The 24011-nt window shown below is 42.7% G+C and carries 21 protein-coding genes; 13 read left to right on the forward strand and 8 right to left on the reverse strand.

Annotated features, from left to right (window positions below):
* Positions 1-65: 65 nt before the first annotated feature.
* The 10 genes from AVL57_RS08875 to AVL57_RS08920 all read left to right on the forward strand — a co-directional run bounded on the left by AVL57_RS08875 (position 66) and on the right by AVL57_RS08920 (position 11945).
* Positions 66-623: a sigma-70 family RNA polymerase sigma factor gene (locus AVL57_RS08875; protein WP_057793054.1), complete on the forward strand. Its 558-nt coding sequence runs from the start codon at positions 66-68 to the stop codon at positions 621-623.
* Entirely contained in the window at positions 616-1320 is a 705-nt protein-coding gene (locus AVL57_RS08880) for a DUF3379 family protein (protein ID WP_057793056.1), read from the forward strand. The genes AVL57_RS08875 and AVL57_RS08880 overlap by 8 nt, the downstream gene beginning before the upstream one ends.
* A 255-nt stretch (positions 1321-1575) precedes the next feature.
* The gene (locus AVL57_RS08885) at positions 1576-3585 is read left to right on the forward strand and encodes a GGDEF domain-containing protein (RefSeq protein ID WP_057793058.1); all 2010 of its coding nucleotides are present in this window, start codon (positions 1576-1578) and stop codon (positions 3583-3585) included.
* A gap of 150 nt (positions 3586-3735) precedes the next feature.
* The gene (putP, locus tag AVL57_RS08890; protein ID WP_057793060.1) at positions 3736-5244 is read left to right on the forward strand and encodes a sodium/proline symporter PutP; all 1509 of its coding nucleotides are present in this window, start codon (positions 3736-3738) and stop codon (positions 5242-5244) included.
* Between the two features lie 286 nt (positions 5245-5530).
* Entirely contained in the window at positions 5531-6445 is a 915-nt protein-coding gene (gene cysD, locus AVL57_RS08895; protein ID WP_013784935.1) for a sulfate adenylyltransferase subunit CysD, read from the forward strand.
* Positions 6445-7041, forward strand: coding sequence for an adenylyl-sulfate kinase (gene cysC, locus AVL57_RS08900; RefSeq protein ID WP_057793062.1), 597 nt, complete (start codon positions 6445-6447; stop codon positions 7039-7041). The genes cysD and cysC overlap by 1 nt, the downstream gene beginning before the upstream one ends.
* A gap of 17 nt (positions 7042-7058) precedes the next feature.
* On the forward strand, positions 7059-7841 hold the full coding sequence (gene cysQ / locus AVL57_RS08905) for a 3'(2'),5'-bisphosphate nucleotidase CysQ (RefSeq protein WP_057796271.1): 783 nt from the start codon (positions 7059-7061) through the stop codon (positions 7839-7841).
* 1 nt (position 7842) lies between these two features.
* On the forward strand, positions 7843-9258 hold the full coding sequence (cysN, locus tag AVL57_RS08910; RefSeq protein ID WP_013784938.1) for a sulfate adenylyltransferase subunit CysN: 1416 nt from the start codon (positions 7843-7845) through the stop codon (positions 9256-9258).
* 19 nt (positions 9259-9277) lie between these two features.
* A complete protein-coding gene (locus AVL57_RS08915; protein WP_057793064.1) occupies positions 9278-11008 on the forward strand; it encodes an SLC13 family permease in 1731 nt (576 codons plus the stop codon).
* 235 nt (positions 11009-11243) lie between these two features.
* A complete protein-coding gene (locus AVL57_RS08920) occupies positions 11244-11945 on the forward strand; it encodes a YIP1 family protein (RefSeq protein WP_057793066.1) in 702 nt (233 codons plus the stop codon).
* 56 nt (positions 11946-12001) lie between these two features.
* On the opposite strand, the gene AVL57_RS08925 is transcribed toward AVL57_RS08920, so the two are convergent.
* A complete protein-coding gene (locus AVL57_RS08925; protein ID WP_057793068.1) occupies positions 12002-12886 on the reverse strand; it encodes a DUF3025 domain-containing protein in 885 nt (294 codons plus the stop codon).
* A 69-nt stretch (positions 12887-12955) separates the two neighbouring features.
* Between AVL57_RS08925 and AVL57_RS08930 the strand changes: the two genes are divergently transcribed.
* Complete coding sequence (locus AVL57_RS08930) at positions 12956-14644, forward strand: M28 family metallopeptidase (protein ID WP_063457191.1); 1689 nt, start codon at positions 12956-12958, stop codon at positions 14642-14644.
* A gap of 95 nt (positions 14645-14739) precedes the next feature.
* On the opposite strand, the gene AVL57_RS08935 is transcribed toward AVL57_RS08930, so the two are convergent.
* Positions 14740-15522 carry an RMD1 family protein gene (locus tag AVL57_RS08935; protein ID WP_013784943.1) on the reverse strand — a complete coding sequence of 261 codons (783 nt, stop codon included), beginning with the start codon at positions 15520-15522 and terminating at the stop codon, positions 14740-14742.
* Between the two features lie 391 nt (positions 15523-15913).
* On the opposite strand from AVL57_RS08935, the gene asnB reads away from it, so the two are divergent.
* On the forward strand, positions 15914-17587 hold the full coding sequence (gene asnB, locus AVL57_RS08940) for an asparagine synthase B (RefSeq protein WP_057793070.1): 1674 nt from the start codon (positions 15914-15916) through the stop codon (positions 17585-17587).
* 118 nt (positions 17588-17705) lie between these two features.
* On the opposite strand, the gene AVL57_RS08945 is transcribed toward asnB, so the two are convergent.
* Together AVL57_RS08945 and queE are read right to left on the reverse strand one after the other, a co-directional pair.
* Positions 17706-18566 (reverse strand): transporter substrate-binding domain-containing protein, encoded by an 861-nt coding sequence (locus AVL57_RS08945; RefSeq protein WP_057793072.1) that lies wholly within the window; start codon positions 18564-18566, stop codon positions 17706-17708.
* A gap of 31 nt (positions 18567-18597) precedes the next feature.
* Positions 18598-19248: a 7-carboxy-7-deazaguanine synthase QueE gene (gene queE / locus AVL57_RS08950; protein ID WP_057796275.1), complete on the reverse strand. Its 651-nt coding sequence runs from the start codon at positions 19246-19248 to the stop codon at positions 18598-18600.
* Between the two features lie 117 nt (positions 19249-19365).
* Here queE and queC point away from each other — a divergent pair, with 117 nt between their 5' ends.
* Positions 19366-20022, forward strand: coding sequence for a 7-cyano-7-deazaguanine synthase QueC (gene queC, locus AVL57_RS08955; RefSeq protein WP_013784947.1), 657 nt, complete (start codon positions 19366-19368; stop codon positions 20020-20022).
* A gap of 16 nt (positions 20023-20038) precedes the next feature.
* Here queC and AVL57_RS08960 read toward each other — a convergent pair whose 3' ends face one another.
* The 4 genes from AVL57_RS08960 to uvrB form a co-directional block, all read right to left on the reverse strand.
* Positions 20039-20446 (reverse strand): hypothetical protein, encoded by a 408-nt coding sequence (locus AVL57_RS08960; protein WP_057793074.1) that lies wholly within the window; start codon positions 20444-20446, stop codon positions 20039-20041.
* Positions 20443-20781, reverse strand: coding sequence for a hypothetical protein (locus tag AVL57_RS08965; RefSeq protein ID WP_231518478.1), 339 nt, complete (start codon positions 20779-20781; stop codon positions 20443-20445). The genes AVL57_RS08960 and AVL57_RS08965 overlap by 4 nt, the downstream gene beginning before the upstream one ends.
* Before the next feature lie 104 nt (positions 20782-20885).
* A complete protein-coding gene (locus AVL57_RS08970) occupies positions 20886-21812 on the reverse strand; it encodes a LysR family transcriptional regulator (RefSeq protein WP_057793076.1) in 927 nt (308 codons plus the stop codon).
* Positions 21813-21983: 171 nt separating this feature from the next.
* On the reverse strand, positions 21984-23999 hold the full coding sequence (gene uvrB, locus AVL57_RS08975) for an excinuclease ABC subunit UvrB (protein WP_057793078.1): 2016 nt from the start codon (positions 23997-23999) through the stop codon (positions 21984-21986).
* Positions 24000-24011 lie beyond the last annotated feature (12 nt).

Here is a 24011-nt window from a genome sequence, read left to right on the forward strand (position 1 = left end):
AGGATAACCTTCCGGCTGCTTTTTTGTGTCATAATTAACAAAATTAAAAAAATGTGGGATTTTTTATGTTTGCACGAAATAGATCTGGAAGCAGTCGGGTCTTATCCAACATGAAAGCAAAACACAAACGATACGAAGCGCTCGTCAATGCGTTTCATGCAGATATATTTCGCTATGCATACTGGCTGGTTAAAGACCGCTCGGTTGCGGAAGATATTGTGCAAGAAACCTTTTTAAGAGCATGGCGCTCACTCGACTCACTCAACGATGAAAAAGCGGCCAAGTCATGGTTAATTACCATACTGCGCCGTGAAAATGCTCGTCGTTTCGAACGTAAACAATTCGATACTGTCGATATTGATGATGTGTCGGTGCATGATGAAACCCAAGATGCAGAAGTCGATGTACAAGACAGAGAGCTGCATCGTCTATTAGGCGGGTTGAGCGACGAATACCGCGAGCCCCTTGTTTTACAACTTATATTTGGGTTTAGCGGTGATGAAATATCACAGCAACTGAATTTAAATAAAAATACCGTAATGACACGATTATTTCGAGCAAGGAACCAATTGAGAGAGGCATTAGAAAGGCAAAATGAACAGAGAGGTCAGGCAAATGGATGAATTAGAATTTAGGCGTCGAATTTACGCCGATCCAGAAACCACTGACAGTGATGTTATCGCCGCAGCGAAAGCTGATGAGAGCAAACGTAAGTTCTGGAATGAACAAAAGCAATTCGATAAGCAGTTAAAACAAGCTGTAAAAGTAGATGTGCCTGAAGATTTAAAGCACAAACTTATTTGGCAGCAATCGGCGAATGAATTTGCAAGCTATCAGAAGCGAAGCCGCTGGTATGTGGCTATGGCTGCAAGCGTTGCCTTTACCGTGGGGATAGGTTTTACCATGTGGTACCACCAACCGGTTAGCATTGGCGGGCAAGCACTTGCTCATATGCAATATGCGGAAACGGAGCAAGCTCACACATTCTTGCCAGTAGATTTAGAACAGGTAAATGCGAAACTAGCCAGTTTTGGTGGCAGCTTTACTGACATGATTGGGGATGTTGAAGTAGCCAATTACTGTCACTTAAGCACAGTAAGAAGCTTGCATCTTATCGTTGACACCCCACAAGGTAAAATGTCTGTATTTATTGTACCTGAACGCAAAGATGTCAGAGTACCCGCTGAGTTCGAAGACAAGCAATACCATGGCGAAAGCATAAAAATGCAGCATGCAAATATTATGGTAGTGGGTAATAAAGGCGCCGATTTAACTGAAATGAAAAAGGCCGTTGCCGACAGAATTCACTTTTCTGCTTAGCGTATGCTATACCAAAACAGCGGTGTCAGCTTTTTTAAATAGCGTTACACCACTATTTAGATTTACAATTTATAATCGGCCCTCGCGGCCGATTTTTTATACTAATGTATAAGATAAAATAGCGTTGCTATCGAGTAGGAATATTTAAACACTGCATAGTTTACTTTATACTATCGTCTAATAAAAATAACATCTGGTTTCGTTTTCGCTGTCTTGGTTTCACTCTTGCGGTAATAAGAAAACGCGTATTCCCCTATGAATAAATGCTTTAGCTGTGCTGTTCCCCCCTTTTGTTACTATTTTTTTCAGAAAGCCCTTACCTGTCTTTTTGCGTTACTAATTACCCTTACGTCAGTGAATGCGGTTGCTAACAACGTATTAAGCGAAGAAGAAAAATTTCGTCAATTAGGCAACCTCGTTAACACCATCATGTACATGTGGAATAGCCCTTCTGGTTTGAGTGATGATGAGATTACAAAATTAATCTTAGCTAGCGAAATTCAGCAGGATTCATCAGAGATTGGCAAGGTAATCAAAACTGTTCTTTATCACTTAGATGGTTCTTTATCGACATCAGATTCAAAAATCCCCCTAGATTTGGCTGAGGAAGCATCGCCAGCTGATTGGGCGTACCTTAAGAATATTAATGTAAGCCGGTATATTGCTTTAAAAGCGGTCTTTATTATGTATAAAACTGCGAATGCTCATTTAGATACTGGTGAACGTCTAGAGTACAGTATTCCCCTACTCTATTCGCTTAAACAAGAAGCCTTAAAAACTTCGGATCATCACGCAGTCGCCATAGCGAGTATTTGGCTTGCTATGGAATACTCGGAAATAAATCAAATGAAAGCGGTTGTGGAAATCGAGTATGCACTACCTTTCTTAAAACATATTGACTTAGAGAACGGCCTAGAGACTTCACTTAATAAAAGAATGGCGCACTCATGGCTCGCCGATGCCTATACCACCCTTAATGACTACAGTCGCGCTGTCACTCATCAGCAATTTGTCATAGAAGATAGCAAGGAACACGACATTGCTACGTCATATGTCTACATTGGAGTAATCAATAGTCTAAACCACTTACAGCGATTCGATGATGCTTTCACAATGGTGGATGAGGCTGAACAAGTTTCTATAAAAAAACAAAGTGCTCCACAAACTCTATTCAGTTTATGGTTGAAAGTAAGTGTTTTTTTACACCGAGATGAGCCGAACGATCGAGAGCAAATAATAGCGTTAACTGAGAATTTGTCTCACTTTGAAGGCATTGCTCTTCCAACCAATATAAACCTATTACCCGTACTTTCCGCACTCAAGACAACTTATTTAGCACTTGAAGGCAGTGACGCTGAATTTAAAAAGGCGATGGACACATTAACTTCGGATTTTAACTCACAAGCCAAGCACTCTTCTTACAGCACATCAATTTTGTTGAGTAAGCATGCTCATCTTAGCGACCTATATAGATTAAGAGGTGATTTTAAGAATGCTCTTCTCCACCAACATGAATACGATTTTATTAGAAGCCAACCAAATGGATCATATGCCCACTTGGATGAGTTAAACATCGATTCAGCGTTGCAGCGAGACATCACAATTAACATATTGCAAGAAATGGCTCGGCTAAAAGACAAACAAAACCTAAAATTAAAGGCTGATCGTTTTCAAGCCCTCTCATTTGCTTTGGTTGCCGTAATGTCGACGTTTCTGCTTTTCTGGTTTTGGCGTAGACAACGCTCCCGTGCTAAAGCCAGTGAAATTGATGATTTAACAGGCGCCCTTTTTCGACGCGCAATGTTTAAAGAAATCGCAAAGCCCATGTCCAATAAAATTGCATCTTGTTTAGTGCTTATTGACCTCGACCACTTTAAGCAAATTAATGACAGGTACGGTCATGTGGTGGGTGACGAAGTGCTAACAAAATTTGGACAAGTCGTTCGCCAACGTATTAGAAAGACAGATAAGTTCTGCCGTTACGGCGGTGAAGAATTCTTGTTGTATTTACACGATACAACAGAAGAAAACGCGAACGCCTTGCTTGAAGATATAAAAATATCGTTAGAGAGCCATCAAAACTGGTCAAATACTGAAGCGACCTTCAGTGCCAGCTTTTCTGCCGGCGTCATTCAGGTAAAAGGTGAGCGCAATATCAATAAGATTATTAAGGCATGCGATAACTTACTCTATCGCGCTAAAAGTACCGGCAGAGGTAAGATAGAAACCATGTCGTTCACCGCTTATTTGAACGAAAACATATAACATCTGCTTTCATTTTGACCTTGATAGGTTTCTACATTTAGAAAACTTTATCGAGCTTTGCACGTACTCAACATATTCAAGGTTAATGACTGACGTAGAGAGTCTTTGCTATTGATGTTAGCATTGCATGAAAAAACATAGGGAATTTATATGGCTACGGGTACGATCATTTCATTGGGACTCTATTTTGCTGTCATGCTGGGTATCGGTCTTTTCGCTTACCGCCAAACAGATACTAATGTAGAAGGCTACATGTTAGGTGGCCGGCAACTTGGTCCAGCCGTAACTGCATTATCAGCCGGTGCATCAGATATGAGCGGATGGATGCTCATGGGTCTTCCAGGTGCAATGTACGTTTCAGGCCTTTCCGCCGCGTGGATAGCCGTTGGTCTTGTTCTAGGTGCATTAGCCAATTACATTTTAGTCGCACCTCGTTTAAGGGTTTATACCGAGGTGGCTAATAACTCCATTACCCTCCCCGATTATTTTGAAAATCGCTTTGCTGACAATTCTCGCTTACTTCGCGTGATTGCCTCTGTGGTGATTGTTATTTTCTTTACCCTTTATACTTCTTCTGGCGTCGTCGCCGGCGGAAAGCTTTTTGAAACTTCATTTGGTCTATCCTACGAAACGGGTTTATATGTCACTGCGGGTGTAGTGGTTGCTTACACACTGGTAGGTGGCTTTATGGCGGTGAGCATGACCGATTTCGTACAAGGCTGCATCATGTTTATATCCTTGGTACTCGTACCTGCAGTGGTTATCACTGAACTTGGTGGCATAGGCGCTTCTATTAATGCACTCGACACTATTAACCCAGCACTGTTCAATGCTTTTATGGACGCATCGACCAATGAAGCTATCTCGGTAATTGGTATCATATCTTTGATGTCTTGGGGTGTAGGTTATTTCGGACAGCCACACATTATTGTACGCTTTATGGCAATCCGTTCGGTAGAAGATATTCCTACCGCTCGCAGAATTGGTATGAGCTGGATGATTGTTTCTATTATTGGCGCGCTAATGACAGGCTTGTTTGGCCTTGCTTATGTTACGGGCAATGGAAATAACATCGACCCTGAAACTGTCTTTATTTACTTATCTCAAATTCTATTCCACCCGCTAATTGGTGGCTTCTTACTTGCCGCTATTCTCGCGGCCATCATGAGTACTATTTCATCACAGCTATTGGTGACATCAAGCTCGTTAACTAGCGATTTCTATCAAACCTTTGTTAGACGTGATGCGTCGGATAAAGAACTGGTCATTGCCGGTCGCGTTAGCGTAGTGGCGGTCGCCCTTGTTGCTATCTTCTTAGCCTACGACAGAGACAGCAGTATTCTAGATTTAGTGAGTAATGCATGGGCTGGTTTTGGTGCGGCATTCGGACCACTGGTATTGTTTAGCTTGTTCAAACGAGAAATGACTCGTCGTGCAGCCCTTGGCGGCATGATTGTGGGCGCTGTAACCGTATTACTGTGGATTTACCTACCGGTGACAATTAACGGAGAATCGTTAGGTAGCTGGATGTATGAAATTGTTCCTGGGTTCATTCTATCTAGTCTGACCATTCTAATACTGAGCAAATCAGGTACGCCTCGTGAAGGAGTGCTTGAAACCTTTGATGCCTTTCAAAAGAAACTTGAATCGCATAAGTAGCCGATAGATAGTTATTTAAAGCCCCGTTTTACGGGGCTTTTTTGTAAGTTTAATTTCTTAATTGTTGCACTATTTACTGATAGTTTGAGTATGCAGTAGATGCGACTGATGCCTTAAATTTCGTCGCTTATGCAAAAATTGTATGACAGTTTTATTTCTTGGAATAAGGTGGCTATTTTAAATAGCTAAATCGCATACTACATTAGTAAATAAATGTGTTATTGTTCTATGCATAAAAATAACTCGTATATAACTTTATCTTATATAACATAAATCGGACTCGAAAATGACTGCAAGTATCCCGTCTGTTACGCATCTGAAACAACTCGAAGCCGAGAGCATTCAAATTTTCCGTGAAGTTGCTGCGGAATTTGATAATCCGGTCATGCTTTACTCTGTCGGAAAAGACTCTTCGGTGTTGTTGCATTTAGCGCGCAAAGCTTTTGCCCCAGGTAAAATTCCATTTCCATTGCTTCACGTAGATACTACGTGGAAATTCCAAGAAATGATTGAGTTTCGAGACCAGCAAGCTAAAAAGCATGGTTTCGATCTGTTAGTACACATTAATGAAGAAGGTGTTGAGCAAGGTGTTGGTCCATTCTCGCATGGTTCAGCAAAGCACACTGATATCATGAAAACGGCCGCACTTAAGCAAGCGTTAAACAAATATAAGTTTGATGCAGCCTTTGGTGGTGCACGTCGTGACGAAGAAAAATCTCGTGCAAAAGAGCGTGTTTATTCGTTCCGTGATAGCAACCACCGTTGGGATCCTAAAAACCAACGTCCTGAGCTTTGGAACATTTACAACTCTCAAGTTAACCCAGGTGAAAGCATTCGTGTGTTCCCAATGTCCAACTGGACTGAGCTTGACATCTGGCAGTATATCTACCTAGAAAACATCGACATTCCTCAGCTTTACTTGTCGAAGCCTCGCCCTGTTGTTGAGCGTGATGGTGTATTAATTATGGTAGATGATGAACGTATGCCAATGAACGAAGGCGAAACGCCTGAAATGCGTTCAGTACGTTTCCGTACCCTTGGTTGTTACCCATTAACAGGTGCTGTTGAGTCTACTGCGGCTACCTTGCCAGAAGTTATTCAAGAAATGCTACTGACCAAAACTTCTGAGCGTCAAGGCCGCGTGATTGATCACGATAGCTCTGGCTCTATGGAGAAGAAGAAAATGGAAGGGTATTTCTAATGGCCACCGACAACGTTGTTTGGCACAAGCACGAGGTGAATAAAACCACCCGCGCTGCAAAGCTGAATCAATCGCCTCGCGTGTTCTGGCTTACCGGCCTAAGTGGTTCTGGTAAGTCTACTCTGGCCAACTTGCTTGAGAAAAAACTTCACGAGCAAGCCAAGCACACTTACCTATTAGACGGTGACAATGTGCGTCATGGCTTATGTGGCGACTTGGGTTTTAGTGATAAAGACCGTGTAGAAAACATTCGCAGAATCAGCGAAGTTGCAAAACTGTTTGTTGATTCTGGCACGCTGGTTTTAACGGCCTTCATCTCTCCTTTTAAAGCGGATCGCGACTATTGCCGTGGCCTTTTAGAAGACGGCGAATTTGTTGAAGTGTTTATCGACACACCTATCGAAGTGTGCGAAAAGCGCGACCCGAAAGGGCTTTATAAGAAAGCGCGTAGCGGTGAGATTAAAGATTTCACTGGTATCGACTCTGCTTATGAGGCGCCGGAAAAGCCTGAGATACATTTAACGTATCAAGATGAACCTGCAGAGCAAACTGCTGAACGCTTATATGCGTTACTGCAAGAAAAAGGACTTGTGTAATGGCCCAGGCTAATACAATGACTAATACACTGGCACAAACCATTCTTCGCATTGCTAAAGAAGCAGGCGATAAAATAATGGCGATTTACGATAAAGATTTCGCCATTTATGAAAAACAAGATACCAGCCCGCTAACCGAAGCAGACTTAGCGGCGCACAACGTAATTGTTGATGCCCTTGAAAAAGAATCTGACCTTCCTATTTTATCGGAAGAATCGGCAGATATTTCATGGGATGAGCGCAAGCAATGGCAGTCTTACTGGCTTGTTGACCCGCTTGACGGCACGAAAGAATTCATCAAAAAGAACGGTGAGTTCACGGTAAATATTGCGTTGATTGAAGACGGCAAACCTACTATGGGTGTGGTGTACGCACCAGCACTTAACAAAAGCTATGTAGGTATTGTGGGTGAAGGCGCATGGACTGAAGTAGACGGCGAATTTACTGCTATTTCTGCACGCAAGCACGATGGTGCACAAGTATGGAAGATAGTCGGTAGCCGTTCTCATCAAAGCCCCGAAATTCAAAATTTACTGTCTCAATTAGAGGGTGAAACTGAATTAGTGGCCATGGGAAGTTCATTGAAGTTATGCCTAGTGGCTGAAGGTGAAGCTCACCTTTATCCTCGTTTAGGCCCTACTTCTGAATGGGACACAGGCGCAGCCCATGCTGTAGCCTTAGCTGCAGGTGCAAATGTGACTGTGCTAGACCCTAACGATCCGTTAAATGACAACGCCGACGCTCTTACTTACAACCAAAAAGAGTCTGTGTTAAACCCCTTTTTCCTTGTGAGCGCATAACATGAACAACGAAAACAATTTATTAAAGCAAGACATACTGTCTTACCTTGAGCAGCACGAACAAAAAGACATGCTACGTTTCCTTACATGCGGAAGTGTAGATGACGGTAAAAGTACCCTAATTGGTCGCCTACTTCATGATTCAAAAATGATTTATGAAGACCAACTTGCTGCTATCACTAAAGACAGCAAAAAATCGGGTACTACTGGTGAGAAAGTCGATTTAGCCCTATTGGTTGATGGCCTTCAGTCAGAGCGCGAGCAAGGTATTACGATTGATGTAGCATACCGCTACTTCTCTACTGATAAGCGTAAGTTTATCATTGCTGATACTCCAGGACACGAGCAGTACACACGTAACATGGTAACTGGCGCATCTACATGCGACCTTGCCATCATACTTGTTGACGCCCGTGGCGGTGTAAAAGTACAGACTAAACGTCACTCATTCCTAGTATCTTTGTTAGGTATTAAGCACGTTATTGTTGCTATCAACAAAATGGACTTAATGGATTACTCTGAAGAAGTGTACAACCAGATCAAGCAAGACTATCTGAAGTTTTCAGAGCAATTGGATATTCCAGATATTCAATTCGTACCACTTTCTGCACTTGAAGGTGACAACGTAGTAAACGTGAGCGAACACACACCATGGTTCGATGGTATTCCGCTTATGCAGATGCTAGAGAACACAAAAATTGGTGAAGACGATAATCATGATGATTTCCGTTTCCCTGTTCAGTACGTGAACCGCCCTAATCTAGATTTTCGTGGGTTTGCCGGTACGGTTGTATCTGGTCAAATTGAACCAGGCGATGAAGTCACTGCTCTTCCTTCTGGTAAAACGTCGAAAGTAAAATCGATTGTGACTTTTGAAGGCGACCAAGAGCGTGCTTATGTACCTCAAGCGGTTACCCTTACACTAGAAGATGAAATTGATATTTCACGTGGCGACATGATTGTTAAATCAGGTAACTTGCCACTACTTTCTACCCAATTTAAAACGCATTTGGTATGGATGGACGAAGAACCACTTATGCCAAACAAGCAGTTCTTGTTTAAGTTTGCTACCAAGTCAACGACAGGTGTTGTGTCTCATATCGATAACCAAATTGATGTGAACACCCTTGAAGAAAAAGATGCGATGCACCTTAACTTGAATGAAATTGGTGTAGTAGATGTGAAGTTCACCCAAACCGTAGCGTGCGACCCATACAAGCGTAACCGCCCTACGGGTTCTTTCATCGTTATTGATCGCATGACTAACAGCACTGTTGGTGCAGGTATGATCATTGATGAACTTGCTAAAGATGCACAACACGCTTCTCCAGACTTCTCAGAGTTTGAATTAGAGTTTAATGCTCTAGTACGTAAGCACTTCCCTCATTGGAGCGCTGTGGACATTAGCAAGCTGTAAAAGCAGGACTGGAAAATATATGGATATTAACCAGTTTATCGTGCTGGCGATTTTCGCCAGCACGATTTTTGCGCTGATTTTTTCAAATCAGCGCCCGTCTACTGTTTTTTCAGGCGCCGTGTTATTACTATTGGTTTCTCAACAATTGTCACTTGATGACATTTTGTTGAACCTAACCAACAAAGGGTTAATCACCCTTGTCTTGCTGCTGTTAGTCAGTAGTGCAATTGACAAAACTGCGTTAATAAAGCGTATTGGTCGAAAGCTCGTGAGTACAAGCTTCTCTAAATCGTATTGGAAACTGTTTTCACTCACCTTCGTCTCATCAGCGTTGTTGAACAATACGGCTATAGTGGCCAGCCTTATAGGGCCTATTAAACAAAACCAATATCACCCCGCTTCCCGCTTACTTATTCCGCTTTCTTATGCCGCCATACTTGGTGGAACGGTGACCTTAATTGGTACCTCGACCAACCTGATTGTCGATAGCTTTTTACAAGAGCATGGTCATCCTGGATTTAACTTTTTTGATTTCACACTATATGGGCTAGTTGCCGGTTTAAGCTGTGGCGTACTGATGTTTGTGCTCACGCCATTACTGCCTAATATTGCGAACAAGAACGACAACTACCAAGAGTACATGGTTGAAGCGAAGGTAAACTCAGGTTCAGAGCTAATTGGCAAAACCGTTGAGCAAAACCACCTTCGTAATTTACCTGAATTATTTTTGGTTGAAGTGGTTCGCGACGGTAACCTTATTTCTCCCGTTGGTCCCGACTTAGTGATTGCAGAAAACGATAAACTTATCTTTACCGGCAATGTGCAAAAGCTTGATAACTTAAGCCACATAAAAGGGTTAACCACCTTTGCTGAAACCGACGGCATTTTGCGTGAAAGCTTAACCGAAGTGGTGGTAGCAAACCGCGCTCAAATTATTGGGCAAACCATTAAAAACCTCGGTTTTAGAGCATTGTTCGATTCGGCCGTAGTGGCGATTCGCCGTGACGGCGAGCAGTTATCAGGTAAGTTGGGTGAAATAAAACTTAAAGCAGGTGATTTTCTATTACTTGCCGCTGGGCCAGATTTCAATACTCGACAAAATTTAAGTAAAAACTTCTTTATATTGTCTGAGCAAAAAATCTCTCGCCCGCTAACTAACCGACAGGAATGGATAACCCTTGGCGGTTTTCTAACTGTAGTAACGTTAGCCGCGGCTGATATTATTTCACTCGCGATGGGTCTGTTGTTTTTGGCTGCCGTATTGATTGGTTCCAAGGTAACAAACAACGGTGAGATGAAGCGTAATTTACCGCTTAACCTAATTATCGTGATTGTTGGGGCGTTAAGCTTAGCCACGTCGTTAGAGTCTTCAGGGGTTATTGCCATTTCTACTGCGCAGTTAATTCCGTATTTGGCCGACACCGATTGGTTTATTGCGTTAATCGTAGTGTATTTCGCTACCTTACTGTTGACGGAATTTGTGACCAATAACGCAGCTGCTGCGCTCATGTTCCCTTTTGCTTATGGACTAGTTGAAATCATAGGCGCACCACTTATGCCATTCGCATTAGCGGTTGCCTTTGCGGCAAGTGCTAGCTTTATATCGCCGTTTGGATACCAAACTAACTTGCTAGTATTCAATGCCGCTAATTATAAATTTAGCCACTTTATTCGAATAGGGTTACCTATCTCGTTACTGTATAGCGCTATCGTGCTCTGCTTATTGAACTTAACGTATTTAAGTCATTAACAGGTAAGCACGCGATTGACGAGGTATAGTCGTCATTAAAGGGCCAGTATTCATTCAATACTGGCCTTTTTTATATGTGCGGCATTACTATAAGTACAAATAAGCCCCTCTACTACGCATTCGACACAAGTTTTTACTAAAAACAGGTACAGTTCTTTAAGCAGCGCCTGTACTTAGCTTCGCTATATCAGTAACCTAAACAAAACTAATATAATATTTCATCTCGGAGCAACGGATGCATTCAGTATCAAACCCCTTTCAAGCGTGTAACGATATATTCTTTCGGCCTAATGGCGTATTTAAAGCTGTTGGTGAGAAAAACAACTGGAGTTGGTTTCCTTTTATTATTGTTATGATGATGACCTTGTCGTCTCAATATTTGTACGTAAACTTCGTTGATATTGAATGGTTTGCGAATATTAATATTGCAGCCCAAGATGCAATGAGTCCGGCAGAAGAAGACCAAATGCGCGCCTTTTTCACTAGAAACACCCTCATGCTTTCCCAGTTAATAGGTGCATTCTTTGCACTTACCGTGGTTAACGCTATTTTTGCCGTTTATTTAAATTTAACAACACGCAGTGACGACAGTCATGTTTTCGGCTTTACGGATTGGTATGGCTTTACGTGGTGGGTGTCTATGCCTTACGTGGTAACGGGTCTTATTGCTGCTGCACTTATTATGTTTGCGGGCGATCACCAAATATCCCCTGCCATACTTGCTCCACTGTCACTTTCTTACATACTAGGTATTGAAATGACATCACCATGGTTCGCGTTTGCACAGGCTATTCGCGTTGAGTTGTTCTGGACTATCTATCTTACGATGGTAGGTATCACTCAATGGACCTCGTTCTCTACGAAAAAGGCAGCAATTATTGCTTCCGCTCCTTACGCCGTGATTTACGGTATTTGGGGTGTTTTCGCACTTATTTAAGTTCTGCACCACTTTCAATTCACTTCTTACACCTAAGTTTGGTGTAAGAAGTGAGTTCAAACCGTCGTTATGTCGAAAAGCGGTAACTGAATAGAAGGTTTTGCTCCCGGCCTCAAAGGCCTAAAGTACTCGCTATTGTTATAGAAATTTTCATCTTGTTCTTCGTACCACCCTGGTACACCTAGCAAAGGAATAGGTTTTAGTAGCGGAGATTTGTTGAACGCATCAAGCTCAGTGATACGTTTCACCAATGATTTGTCTACCTCTTGGCGTTGTTGCCATTTATTCATATTACTAAACCCTTTAGGCACACTCACTGCCAACCACTTCCCCGTAAGCCCGATAAAAGGCGAAAGCATCATTTCAAGGTTTGCATGCCCGAAAATAAAGGGGGTTATGTGGGTTCCCCACTCGTGCCTATGGGTTAAAAAGCTATCCTGCCACTGATGTTGGGCTAACGTATTCAACAACATGTTTGATTTATTGGCATCCCCTTCTTCTAGCGCGAGTACCACGCCGCATTCATCAAAATGCGTAATGCGGTTTCGTCGCTCGGTTCTTGGGTGTGTGCCATGGTGAGCAATATCTTGCATGTGCATGGTGTTCAATAATGCTTTTGTACTGGGAAATTGTATCCAGATAAGAGCATTGAACAAATCATGCCAGCTATTTTCACGAGTGGGGACACTGTTGTCGCTCGCGATTATTTCTTCATAGTAACGGCTGTGGTTTGGGTCACTTTGCTTATCAAGTTCCCCTTGCGCTACAAACATAGGGCCCTGCCATTGGGGCTGAAACGCTTCACGTAAAAGATTAAGCCTTGCAGCACTAGGAAAGTCAGTGTCGTCTAATAACATGAATTCATTCAACAGCGTATGTACTGGTAAAGACGCATTATCTTGAATATGGTGTTTACACCAAGGAGTAACAGGTATTGGCATACTTAATATTGGTTCATCTTAAGGTTTTCTCTATACTGGGCGATATTGTAGAGCAAACAGAGACTAACAATGAAAAAAATGTTTTTGCCCTTGCTGGTAACTGCCGTATCAGCGGTAAGTGCTTGCAGCCCCAATAACGCGCCTGACGACGCGCTTGATAACGACACTGCGCAATCCGAAACGCAAAACCAAACAAAAGAAATTGCTTCGAACTTCGACTCAGTTTACGCCAGCATTTCAGATGCAGATATTCGCGAACCATTAAAAATACTGTCATCTGACGAATTTGAAGGCCGCTTGCCCACCACCATCGGTGAAACAAAAACGCTGGATTATCTCACCCGAGAGTTTGAAAAAGCAGGGTTATCACCGGGGAACGGCGATAGCTACCTTCAGAAAGTGGCGTTAATGGAAATTACCGCTAGCCCTGAAATGACCATGACGATTGGCGACAATAGCTTTGTGTATAAAGAAGACATGGTTGCTTCATCTAAACGCGAGCAAGAAACCGTATCACTTGAGAATTCAGAACTGGTATTTGTTGGCTACGGTGTTAACGCACCTGAATACGACTGGAACGATTATGAAGGCTTAGATGTTACCGGCAAAACTGTGGTGATTTTGGTAAACGATCCAGGTTTTGAGAACCCCGAAAGTGGGAAGTTCCAAGGCACGACTATGACCTACTATGGCCGCTGGAGCTACAAGTATGAAGAAGCTAGCCGTCAAGGCGCTGCAGGTGCGTTAATTGTTCATGAGACTGCCCCAGCCTCTTACGGTTGGTCAGTAGTAGCGAATAGCTGGAGTGGCCCTCAGTATGGGTTAGTATCTAAAGACAAAGGTGCTAGCCGTGTTGCCATTGAAGGTTGGTTAACATTAAGCGCCGCTGAAAAAGTGTTCGCAGATGCAGGTTTTGACTTTCAAGAAGAAAAGAACCAAGCCAAGCTTGGGCCTTATCATAAAGCAATGGATATTAATGCATCGGTAACCGTGCAAAACACGTTTAAAAAATCTGAAAGTCACAATGTCATTGCCACACTACCTGGCTCAGAGCTACCAAACGAGCATGTTATTTACACCGCGCACTGGGATCATTTAGGAAAAGATGAAACCAAAGAAGGCGATAATATTTACAATGGTGCACACGATAACGCCACAGGAAGCGCTGCTATTTTGGCGATGGCTAAAGCCTACGCACACTTAGATATTTCGCCTAAGCGTTCTGTATCGTTTTTAATAGTAACGGCCGAAGAACAAGGTTTGTTGGGCAGTAAATACTACGCAGACAACGCCGTCATCCCACTGGAAGATACTGTGGCCAATATTAATATGGATGCCATGAACGTACTTGGAAAGACAAAGAACGTAGCCGTGGTAGGCATGGGCAAGTCAGACTTAGAAGATTACCTTAAAACTGCTGCCGATAAACAAGGTAGAACCATTACTCAGGAAGACCGCCCGGAAGCAGGTTATTACTATCGCTCTGACCACTTCAGCTTTGCGAAAAAAGGCGTGCCTGCACTTTATGCAGAAGGGGGTAACGAGCCTGCTGACGAGACAACTGCTAAATACCGTAAACGCATGAATGTGATTGTCACAGGCTGTTATCACCAAGTGTGTGACCAATACCGTGACGATTGGGATTTAAGCGGTATTGTACAAGATACCCAGCTATTGTTTGACGTTGGTTTTAACGTTGCGAATGCAGAGCAGTGGCCAGCCTGGAAAGAAACCAGCGAGTTTCAACGTAATAATTGAGTTTAGTCTCAGATAATACAAACATTTAAAAATAATAAGCCCTGTGGATACAGGGCTTTTTTATTGCTAAAACAACGCACGTTATATCGTGCTTCTTACATGAATAACCCTTTAAGCTCTTCAGCACCAAAGGTCGCTATTTCAAACGCGATCAAGATAATAATTATCCACTCTAAAAACGATGAATGTTTATGATTTAATTCTTCTGCCAACATCTCGAACAGCTCATGAATAACATTTAGCTTGTTTGAAAGCACATCTACCCTAGGGCGAATATCTAGATATCGGGCTGTGGCATTATAAGCATGCTCATATTCTGGGTATTCCCAAAAGAACTCTGGTGTATCAAGTAACCCATAATGCAAAAAGATGTCGCTCTTTGTACTAAACAAATGCCCACGAATCTTTGCCAATGCGGGTCGACGTAATGTTATCTTGCCCGTTTCGGCCAACGCTTTCGGCAAATACGCATAGCGAGTAATGGTGTCTTGCGCTTTATGCTCGTATTCATTGAGCTTAATTGACTGGGCTAACCCATGGCTGATTGATAGCCGAAGTAATGGATCGTCAATCGATAAGGTAATTAAGTCCCGTTGTAGCCTAAGCACATCGCTTGTAAACGCAAACTGTAGATGCTCTTGGTGAATACCAGACAATAATTTAGGGCTCACCTGTAACCTATTTAACAAGGCAACACGCTCTTCTTCTACCACGCCCCAAAAAACCACCACGCCATACTCGAAAAGCCAAGCTTCACCGCCGGTCACTTCAATGTGCATGGCATCACGATAGCGCGAACCCTGAACACTTGCGTCCATTTGAAGGCTATCTACATCAGGAATAACATATACCGAAACTCGGTCGTTTGAAAATTGCATACCCTTTACCAGGTGTTGAAAAAACCGGCAGATTATGCGCTCAAACAAGGTAAAGAGATACAAATATAAATCATTTAAAATCAGTAGCTTATAAAATACATTTTGATATGGATATAGTGAGAAAAAATCGCATTCTGCCTACTATTTGTACGACCTATTTTCTGTTGCACCTAATAACAGCGAAACTTTCACCTAAGAACCGTGAGTTTTGGAATAACAATTTCCATTTTCTCATCATATTGTACTTGCAATTTCCTGTCAGACTGGCACATTCAAGGCATGCGAAAGCGCGATTAAAAAAAACAACAATACCTTCGCCAACTCGTTCGCGAGTACCCGACAGAAAAAACCTCAATTATTTTTCAACAAGTGAACAGAGAGAATCCGTTTTATGTGTGGTATTTTCGGTATCCTTGATATCAAAACCGATGTGTCTGAACTCAGAACCCAAGCCCTCGAATTAACAAAATTATTGCGCCACCGTGGCCCTGACTGGTCGGGAATCTGGAATAATGACAATACCATTCTTTGTCACGAAAGATTGGCTATTGTTGATGTGGACACCGGCGCTCAGCCGCTTATCAGCCAAAATGGCAAACAAGTTTTAGCCGTAAATGGCGAAATTTATAATCATAAGCAACTCGCTGATGATTTAGCAGAACCTTATCCGTTTAAAACTCGCTCAGATTGCGAAGTTATTCTTCCGCTTTTTCAACAAAAAGGTGTGAGCTTTGTTGATGAATTAGAAGGCATGTTCTCATTTGTTCTTTATGACGACGAACAAGATGCTTATTTAATTGCTCGCGACCATATGGGTATTATTCCTCTATACACAGGTTACGATGAGCACGGCAACTTCTACGTTGCTTCAGAAATGAAAGCGTTGGCACCTATTTGTAAAACCATCAGCGAATTTCCTCCAGGTCATTACCTGTGGAGTAAAGACGGTCAAATCACGAAGTACTACAAACGTGATTGGATGGAGTACGATGCAGTAAAAGACAACACCACTAACCTTGACGATTTACGTGTAGCGTTTGAAAAATCAGTGAAGTCTCACATGATGTCAGACGTACCATACGCAGTATTATTATCAGGCGGTTTGGACTCATCATTAGTCTCTGCAATTGCAGCTAAGTACGTTGCAAAACGTGTAGAAGACGAAGATAAAACAGAAGCATGGTGGCCTCGCCTGCATAGCTTCGCGGTAGGCCTTGAAGGTGCACCAGATTTGAAAGCTGCTAAAAAAGTGGCTGATATGATTGGTACTGTACACCACGAAATTCACTTCACTATTCAAGAAGGGCTTGATGCCATTCGTGACGTGATTTTCCACCTAGAAACCTACGATACCACTACCATTCGTGCGGCAACGCCAATGTACCTAATGACCCGTAAGATTAAAGCTATGGGTATTAAGATGGTATTGTCTGGTGAAGGTGCTGATGAAATTTTTGGTGGGTACTTATACTTCCACAAAGCGCCAAATGCGAAAGAGTTCCACGAAGAAACGGTACGTAAACTAGATCGTCTTCACTTGTTCGATTGTGCTCGTGCGAACAAGGCAACTTCAGCATGGGGTGTTGAAGCCCGTGTTCCATTCCTAGATAAAAACTTTATCGACGTGGCTATGCGCTTAAACCCACAAGATAAAATGTGTCTTGATGGTAAAATGGAAAAATGGATTTTACGTAAAGCGTTCGACAACGGCGATACTCTGCCTGCCGAAGTGCTATGGCGTCAAAAAGAACAGTTCGGTGATGGCGTAGGCTATTCTTGGATTGATTCTATCCGTGATTTCGTTGAGAACGAAGTATCTGACCAACAATTTGCTTCTGCTGAGTTCCGCTTCCCAGTGAACACACCAGATACCAAAGAAGGTTACTACTACCGTACTATCTTCGAAGGTTACTTCCCGCAAGAAAGCGCGGCCCGTTGTGTACCTAGTGGCAAATCTATTGCCTGTAGTACGGTTGAAGCGCTTGAGTGGGATGAAAGCTTTAAGAACAATGCCGATCCTTCAGGTCGTTCAATGAAAGACGTGCATTCAGGTGCCTCTGACTAGTTCTAGTCACCTGAACTTTTAAATAAAAAACGCGGCTCTTGCCGCGTTTTTTTTATGAGTTCTATGTATGTTATATAAGGGCTGTAGATAAAGTCTAGAGCGAATTGTAAGCCCTACTTTACTGTTCAATTACGTACCAAAGCCGCTCGTCGGCTAACGGTGTTTCAGGCGGTAATAAGGGGTTATCAAGCGTATAGATTCGTCTGTTTTTGATGTCTAACTGCTCTAAAATGGCTTCATTAGAAGATTTAAATAACGCTTCAAAAGAGCCGTCCTCAATTGCACGATTTAATCCTGTTTCAATTAGCCGTGCTAACGTTGGGTTACTCTTATTAACGAAGTAGTACATGGCAGTTGGGTAATAAACTGCCATATCAGGCTCTAATTTAAGTGATGCCGATCGCCCTTCAAGTTCAGCTGATACCTCGATAACCGAGCGAGGAAAGAAATCCCCTTTGTTTTGAAGCAATAACGAATAGGCATCTTTAAAGTTAGGGACTGTAGCAACATTAAAGCCGTTGGCTTGCAGTATTTTAGTGTCTGGCCATTCTTCACCTTGTAATGGTGTGAAGTTCATTAATTCACTTTTTGATGAAACCCGGGCAAACTCCGCTTCCCTGTCTACATTGATAACAAATACCCGCAGGCCAATAAGTCCTTTCGCAATGGGAATTCGAATAGGGAGAAGATCTTTTTCACGTTGGCTGTCCGTCATGCTCCACACCACGTTCACTTCACGATTTTCACGCAGTTGACGCAATGCCTTTGAAGACAAAAGAATGCGATCTGATGGCAATAACTCGTAATTTACACCCGTTTTATCAAGGGCAAGTTTAAGCAAGGCAATGGGGTATTCGGCGCGAGCGTCAGAGTCATCTAGCGGTTTAGGGTAGTTAATTGTCCACAATGCCGCGGCACTTTGTGTTGCTACAAGCAACGAACACAAAAGCAGTGCCGTTTTTACATACTTCAACGCCATTATCGAACTCCTTTGCTCACGCTTATGTAATTTATTCTATACCAATATATTTATGTGTTTGTAAGGATAGTCGCCAATTACGGGCTATGCAGGTTTGTACTGCAAGTTCGGTCGCCCGTGGTTGCTGACTTATCGGCTGTAAACAAACCTGCTTACCTGCTAACGAAGAGACATCGGCTAGCAGCGCATCTAACTCATCAATGTGTTTTTGCATGGCAATAGGGTGTTTAATCTCATTCGCACGCTCAAGGGCGCTTAACAAAACCGGCATCCCTCCTTTCATATTGATTTTAGGCGAGACCGTCACGTAAGTCCTATCATCACATAACACTTCATACGTGCCACTCGTTTCTATTTGCGTGGAAAAGCCGCTGTCATGTAACAGAGTGGTAAGCGGGCGCAAATCATACATGCATGGCTCACCACCGGTGATAACCACATGCTTTGCCACATAACCTTGTTCAGAAAACAGCGACAACAATTTGTTTTCATCGATTTCAAAAAAATGCTCAGACTCATTAGTCTTATCAATAACCTGTTGTGCCGTGGTTACTAAAGCGTTGTCCAGCGTCCAGGTATGTTTGGTATCACACCACGGGCAACCCACAGGACATCCTTGTAAGCGAACAAAGATAGACGGGATACCGGTATGTGCCCCTTCTCCTTGGATGGTTTCGAACATTTCATTGATGTTCAGCGTGATTAATTTCGACAAAATGTCACCCTTTAACGATTGTATGTTTCGATTTTACCAAGGATCACATAAAATTCGGGCATAATTTCTCAAAACTTTAAAACTATGTCAGAAAACGTTGTTGTTATCTATTCAGGTGGAATGGACTCATTCACAGTTTTACACAAGGCCTTACGTGATGGTAAGACCGTTCACGCCCTTTCTTTTGATTATGGTCAGCGCCATAAAAAAGAACTGGATTATGCGGCAGCGGTGTGTAAATCGTTAAACGTGCCTCACAAAATTGTGGATATTAGCGCTATTAATAGCTTAATAGGTGGCTCATCGCTAACCTCTGATATCGATGTACCAGAAGGGCATTACGAAGAGCCCAGCATGAAGCAGACCGTAGTGCCTAATCGTAATATGATTTTACTGTCGTTAGCGGTGGGTTATGCCGTAAGTTTAGAAGCAAACGAAGTGTATTATGGTGCTCATTCGGGCGATCATGCTATTTACCCAGACTGTCGCCCTGAGTTTGTGGAAAAAATGAGTGATGTTTGTCGCATTGCTAACTACACCCCTGTTGAGATCGTAACGCCCTATATTAAAGACAGTAAAACGGCAATTTTAACCGATGGCTTAAAAATGGGCTTAGACTACGGCGAAACATGGACGTGCTACAACGGAAGAGAGAAAGCGTGTGGTAAATGCGGTGCCTGTGAAGAGCGCTTAGAAGCTTTCAGAGAAAATCACTGTACTGATCCACTTAGCTACGAATAATCGGTTTGGCGCCTACTCAGGCGCCTTCTAGCTTAGTCACTGCCATACGGAATGAGTGGCTTATAGCCACCGAAATAAAAGCGCTACACCCGAGTGCACCACCAATCCCTTCTAGCAACGGCAGTAGCACCATAAAAATAATGGCAAAGCATAACGATGAAATTGTGAGCAAGTAATACGAAAACCGATGCGGTGCGCTCATACCTACAAAACTTCCCCCGAAAAATACGGTGGCCCAAAATTCAGCGGTTTCTGATGAACGACTTTCGCTCATTAGCACGTTCTCGATAAGTAGCACTGAAAAGTAAAATAAAATTGTGAGTAAACTGGACGCTCGAATTACATTAAACTTTGGCAGCTTCGCTAATCGGTAGGTGGTGAATGCACCGGCAAGGGTAATTAAAATAACTAATAACGCCGTCAAAACAACGCCCTTAAAAGAATAAGGCTACTGACTGCGGTAAATGCAATAGCCCCTAGCCGACCACCAAAACCTTCGAATATATTGCGCGTAAGGGTATATACCCCAGCCCCTACAACAGAAATAAATACTAACGCTTCCCACCCAGTAATAATGGCACTTGAACACATACCTGCGAAGGCACCAGCATAAATAGCAGCTTGAGGATGATTGCCGTACTTTTTCGGCCAATGCCAAAAACTGCCGACTAAACCAGTAAAGGCGGCAGCCAATACCACGGGTACATCAAAATGATGATGCAGTGAAAAGCACAAATACGTTCCGAAAAAGAACGACACTAATTTAACTAGAAAGAAAATAAACCATTCCTTTTGGGTGAAACGAAAAACGCCCTGTTTTCACAAGGCGTTTTCATACAGTATTTGATTTTCGCGTACCCAACCTACTTTTGACTTTCGCCTATAAAGTAAGTGAGTTCCTTAATGCAGTGCCGTAACACTGGATTTAATCGCGTGTTTTTACCATTCATTACAAACAAATCATGGCTAAAGTTATACAAGCTGCCATTGGCAATAGGCACTAATCCTAGCGCTGCGCCCTGCTCTTTGGCCATATAGTCTGGCAATAAGCCAATATACTCGCCCGTCATAATAGCTGACATTGCGGCATCGAAAGAGTCTGAGAAAGTTTGAATAGCAAGGCGAGACTCATTATCAATGTAGTTTGCCGATGATAAACCAGAAATACCAATGGCCGGATAATCTTCAATTTTTATATTTTCAGGTAACGCAGTATCACGATACTTCGCTAACGGGTGTGTAGGTGAACAATACAAACGCCCATCTGTGGTGATCCCGATAGGATGAAAAGTCACAGATTCAGGTTTTACCATATCGTAGGTAGATACCACCAAATGACATTCGCCGGATAAGGCAACATGCTCTACTTCATTGTATAAACGGGTTTGGATATTAACGTGAATATCATCAAACTTTTTCATGGTGCTTTTAACCGCTTTACTCACGGCTAAATGCATTGAAAGCGGCAGGCCAGCCATAAGCACTAGCGTAATGTGACCTGAGTAGTCATCGTGTAATGATTTCAAATTGAACACAAAATTATCGAAGGCATTGAAAATACGCTTGGTTTCTTGAAAAACCACTTCGCCCTCTTTTGTCATTTGAAAGCCACCACGACCCCGGTGGCATAATACTAAATCGAGACGTTCTTCAAGTTTCTTAATTGCAGCACTGATATTAGGACGTTGCATACGCAGCACGGGTTCTGCAGCAGTAAAACCATTACAACTTGCTACTGCATAAAACACGCGTAACAACTTAATATCCGACTCTTGAAGACGATTCAGCATAAAGGCACCATTATAGGTATAGTTATAGATACTTAAGTATCAACTATATGCAACTGGCGCCCCGATTACAACGACAATTTAAGGCGAATTTCTGCAATAAACAAACTGTTATAAACGACTGAAACAAAATTGCTGAGATTGTTTTGTCATCAAGAACGTTTAATTGGTTTATTAAGACAGTGCAACAACCTGTTTTCGGAGTGCTTCCACATCATCTCTTAACGAGGCCGCCTTCTCGAATTCAAGCTCTCTGGCATATTCAAACATCTGCTTTTCAAGCTCGGAAATTTGCTCCATTAACTCTGTCGCACTTGCTGCTTTCTTCTGTTTCTTCTTCTCTTCTACTTTGCGAAGCCTTACTTTGCCGGAGGCAGGATGAGCACCTTCGCCCAAATCCATAATATCGGTAATCGGCTTATTCAAACGCATCGGCGTTATATTATTGGCTTTGTTGTACTCAACCTGTTTTTCACGGCGGCGTTCAGTTTCATCCATGGCTTTTTTCATAGACTTTGTGATTTTATCGCCATATAAAATGGCGCGCCCGTTAATATGACGTGCGGCTCGACCTATGGTTTGAATAAGTGAGCGTTCGGCTCGTAAAAAGCCTTCTTTATCGGCATCTAAAATCGCCACCAGAGAAACTTCAGGCATATCGAGGCCTTCACGAAGTAGGTTAATGCCCACCAGCACATCGAACTTACCAATACGCAAGTCGCGAATAATCTCAATGCGTTCTACCGTGTCGATATCAGAATGCAAATACCGTACTTTAACGCCATGCTCATTTAAGTATTCACTTAAATCTTCGGCCATACGCTTAGTGAGTGTAGTAATAAGTACCCTTTCATCAAGCGCTACTCGCTTGTGAATTTCCGATAATACGTCATCCACTTGGGTAGCGACGGGGCGCACTTCAATGATGGGATCTAATAACCCTGTTGGGCGCACCACTTGCTCTACAATATCACCATGGGTCTTTTTAAGTTCGTACTCACCGGGAGTGGCCGATACGTATACCGTTTGTGGGCAAATTTGCTCAAATTCTTCGAATTTAAGTGGACGGTTATCTAGTGCTGATGGTAAACGGAACCCATATTCCACCAAGGTTTCCTTTCTAGAGCGATCCCCTTTATACATGGCACCAATTTGAGAAACCGTTACGTGGGATTCATCAATGAACATAAGGCCATCAGCAGGAAAGTAATCTAATAAGGTTGGGGGCGGCTCACCAGGTGCGCGACCCGATAGATAACGTGAGTAGTTTTCTATGCCCGAGCAATAACCAAGCTCCATCATCATCTCAATATCAAATTGAGTACGCTGAGAAATTCGCTGCTCTTCGATTAACTTATTAATTTCTAGCAGCTGCGCCTTTCGAGACTTCAATTCTCCTTTTATATGCTCAATGGCATCAAGGATTTTTTCTCTTGGGGTAACATAGTGAGTTTTCGGAAAAACCGTTGCACGCACAACTGTTTTGTCGACTGCGCCTGTTAGCGGATCGAACAAACTAATTTTATCTATCTCATCGTCAAATAGCTCAACACGCACTGCTTGCTTTTCTGAGTCTGCAGGGAAGATATCAATCACGTCACCACGTACGCGAAATGTACCCCGTTCGAAGGCTAAATCGTTGCGTTTGTATTGAAGCTCGGCAAGTCTGCGCAAAATATCGCGCTGATCCATGGTATCGCCCTGTCGCAAATGCAAAAGCATTTTCATATACGACTCGGGATCACCCAAACCATAAATAGCAGACACACTGGCGACAATCACAACATCTCGGCGCTCCATCAATGCTTTTGTGGCAGACAAACGCATTTGCTCGATGTGATCGTTTATCGAAGCATCTTTCTCTATAAAAGTATCAGTACTAGGTACGTATGCTTCAGGCTGATAGTAGTCGTAATAAGAAACAAAGTACTCAACGGCATTGTTAGGGAAAAAATCTTTCATTTCCCCGTATAACTGTGCCGCCAAGGTTTTGTTATGCGCCATAATCAGCGTTGGCCTTTGAACTTCACTAATAACATTCGCCATGGTAAAAGTTTTACCCGAACCGGTAACCCCTAACAGGGTTTGCGCTGCTAGGCCACTTTCTAACCCATCAACCAGGGTTTCTATGGCAGCAGGTTGATCGCCGGCTGGCTTGTAGCTTGAATGAAGTTCAAAACCTTTACTCATTAATCAAATACC

This window comes from Alteromonas stellipolaris (assembly GCF_001562115.1).
In the GTDB taxonomy this organism is placed as follows: Bacteria; Pseudomonadota; Gammaproteobacteria; order Enterobacterales; family Alteromonadaceae; genus Alteromonas; species Alteromonas stellipolaris.

Bases quoted from the DNA above. Each gene is read 5' to 3' on its own strand.
- cysN (WP_013784938.1), top strand. From the start codon at position 7,843: ATGAACAACGAAAACAATTTATTAAAGCAAGACATACTGTCTTACCTT.
- queC (WP_013784947.1), top strand. From the start codon at position 19,366: ATGTCAGAAAACGTTGTTGTTATCTATTCAGGTGGAATGGACTCATTC.
- uvrB (WP_057793078.1), bottom strand. From the start codon at position 23,999: ATGAGTAAAGGTTTTGAACTTCATTCAAGCTACAAGCCAGCCGGCGAT.
- cysD (WP_013784935.1), top strand. From the start codon at position 5,531: ATGACTGCAAGTATCCCGTCTGTTACGCATCTGAAACAACTCGAAGCC.
- AVL57_RS08920 (WP_057793066.1), top strand. From the start codon at position 11,244: ATGCATTCAGTATCAAACCCCTTTCAAGCGTGTAACGATATATTCTTT.
- AVL57_RS08885 (WP_057793058.1), top strand. From the start codon at position 1,576: ATGAATAAATGCTTTAGCTGTGCTGTTCCCCCCTTTTGTTACTATTTT.
- AVL57_RS08930 (WP_063457191.1), top strand. From the start codon at position 12,956: ATGAAAAAAATGTTTTTGCCCTTGCTGGTAACTGCCGTATCAGCGGTA.
- asnB (WP_057793070.1), top strand. From the start codon at position 15,914: ATGTGTGGTATTTTCGGTATCCTTGATATCAAAACCGATGTGTCTGAA.
- cysQ (WP_057796271.1), top strand. From the start codon at position 7,059: ATGACTAATACACTGGCACAAACCATTCTTCGCATTGCTAAAGAAGCA.
- putP (WP_057793060.1), top strand. From the start codon at position 3,736: ATGGCTACGGGTACGATCATTTCATTGGGACTCTATTTTGCTGTCATG.
- AVL57_RS08935 (WP_013784943.1), bottom strand. From the start codon at position 15,522: ATGCAATTTTCAAACGACCGAGTTTCGGTATATGTTATTCCTGATGTA.
- AVL57_RS08945 (WP_057793072.1), bottom strand. From the start codon at position 18,566: ATGGCGTTGAAGTATGTAAAAACGGCACTGCTTTTGTGTTCGTTGCTT.
- AVL57_RS08880 (WP_057793056.1), top strand. From the start codon at position 616: ATGGATGAATTAGAATTTAGGCGTCGAATTTACGCCGATCCAGAAACC.
- AVL57_RS08970 (WP_057793076.1), bottom strand. From the start codon at position 21,812: ATGCTGAATCGTCTTCAAGAGTCGGATATTAAGTTGTTACGCGTGTTT.
- queE (WP_057796275.1), bottom strand. From the start codon at position 19,248: ATGTTCGAAACCATCCAAGGAGAAGGGGCACATACCGGTATCCCGTCT.
- AVL57_RS08875 (WP_057793054.1), top strand. From the start codon at position 66: ATGTTTGCACGAAATAGATCTGGAAGCAGTCGGGTCTTATCCAACATG.
- cysC (WP_057793062.1), top strand. From the start codon at position 6,445: ATGGCCACCGACAACGTTGTTTGGCACAAGCACGAGGTGAATAAAACC.
- AVL57_RS08915 (WP_057793064.1), top strand. From the start codon at position 9,278: ATGGATATTAACCAGTTTATCGTGCTGGCGATTTTCGCCAGCACGATT.
- AVL57_RS08925 (WP_057793068.1), bottom strand. From the start codon at position 12,886: ATGCCAATACCTGTTACTCCTTGGTGTAAACACCATATTCAAGATAAT.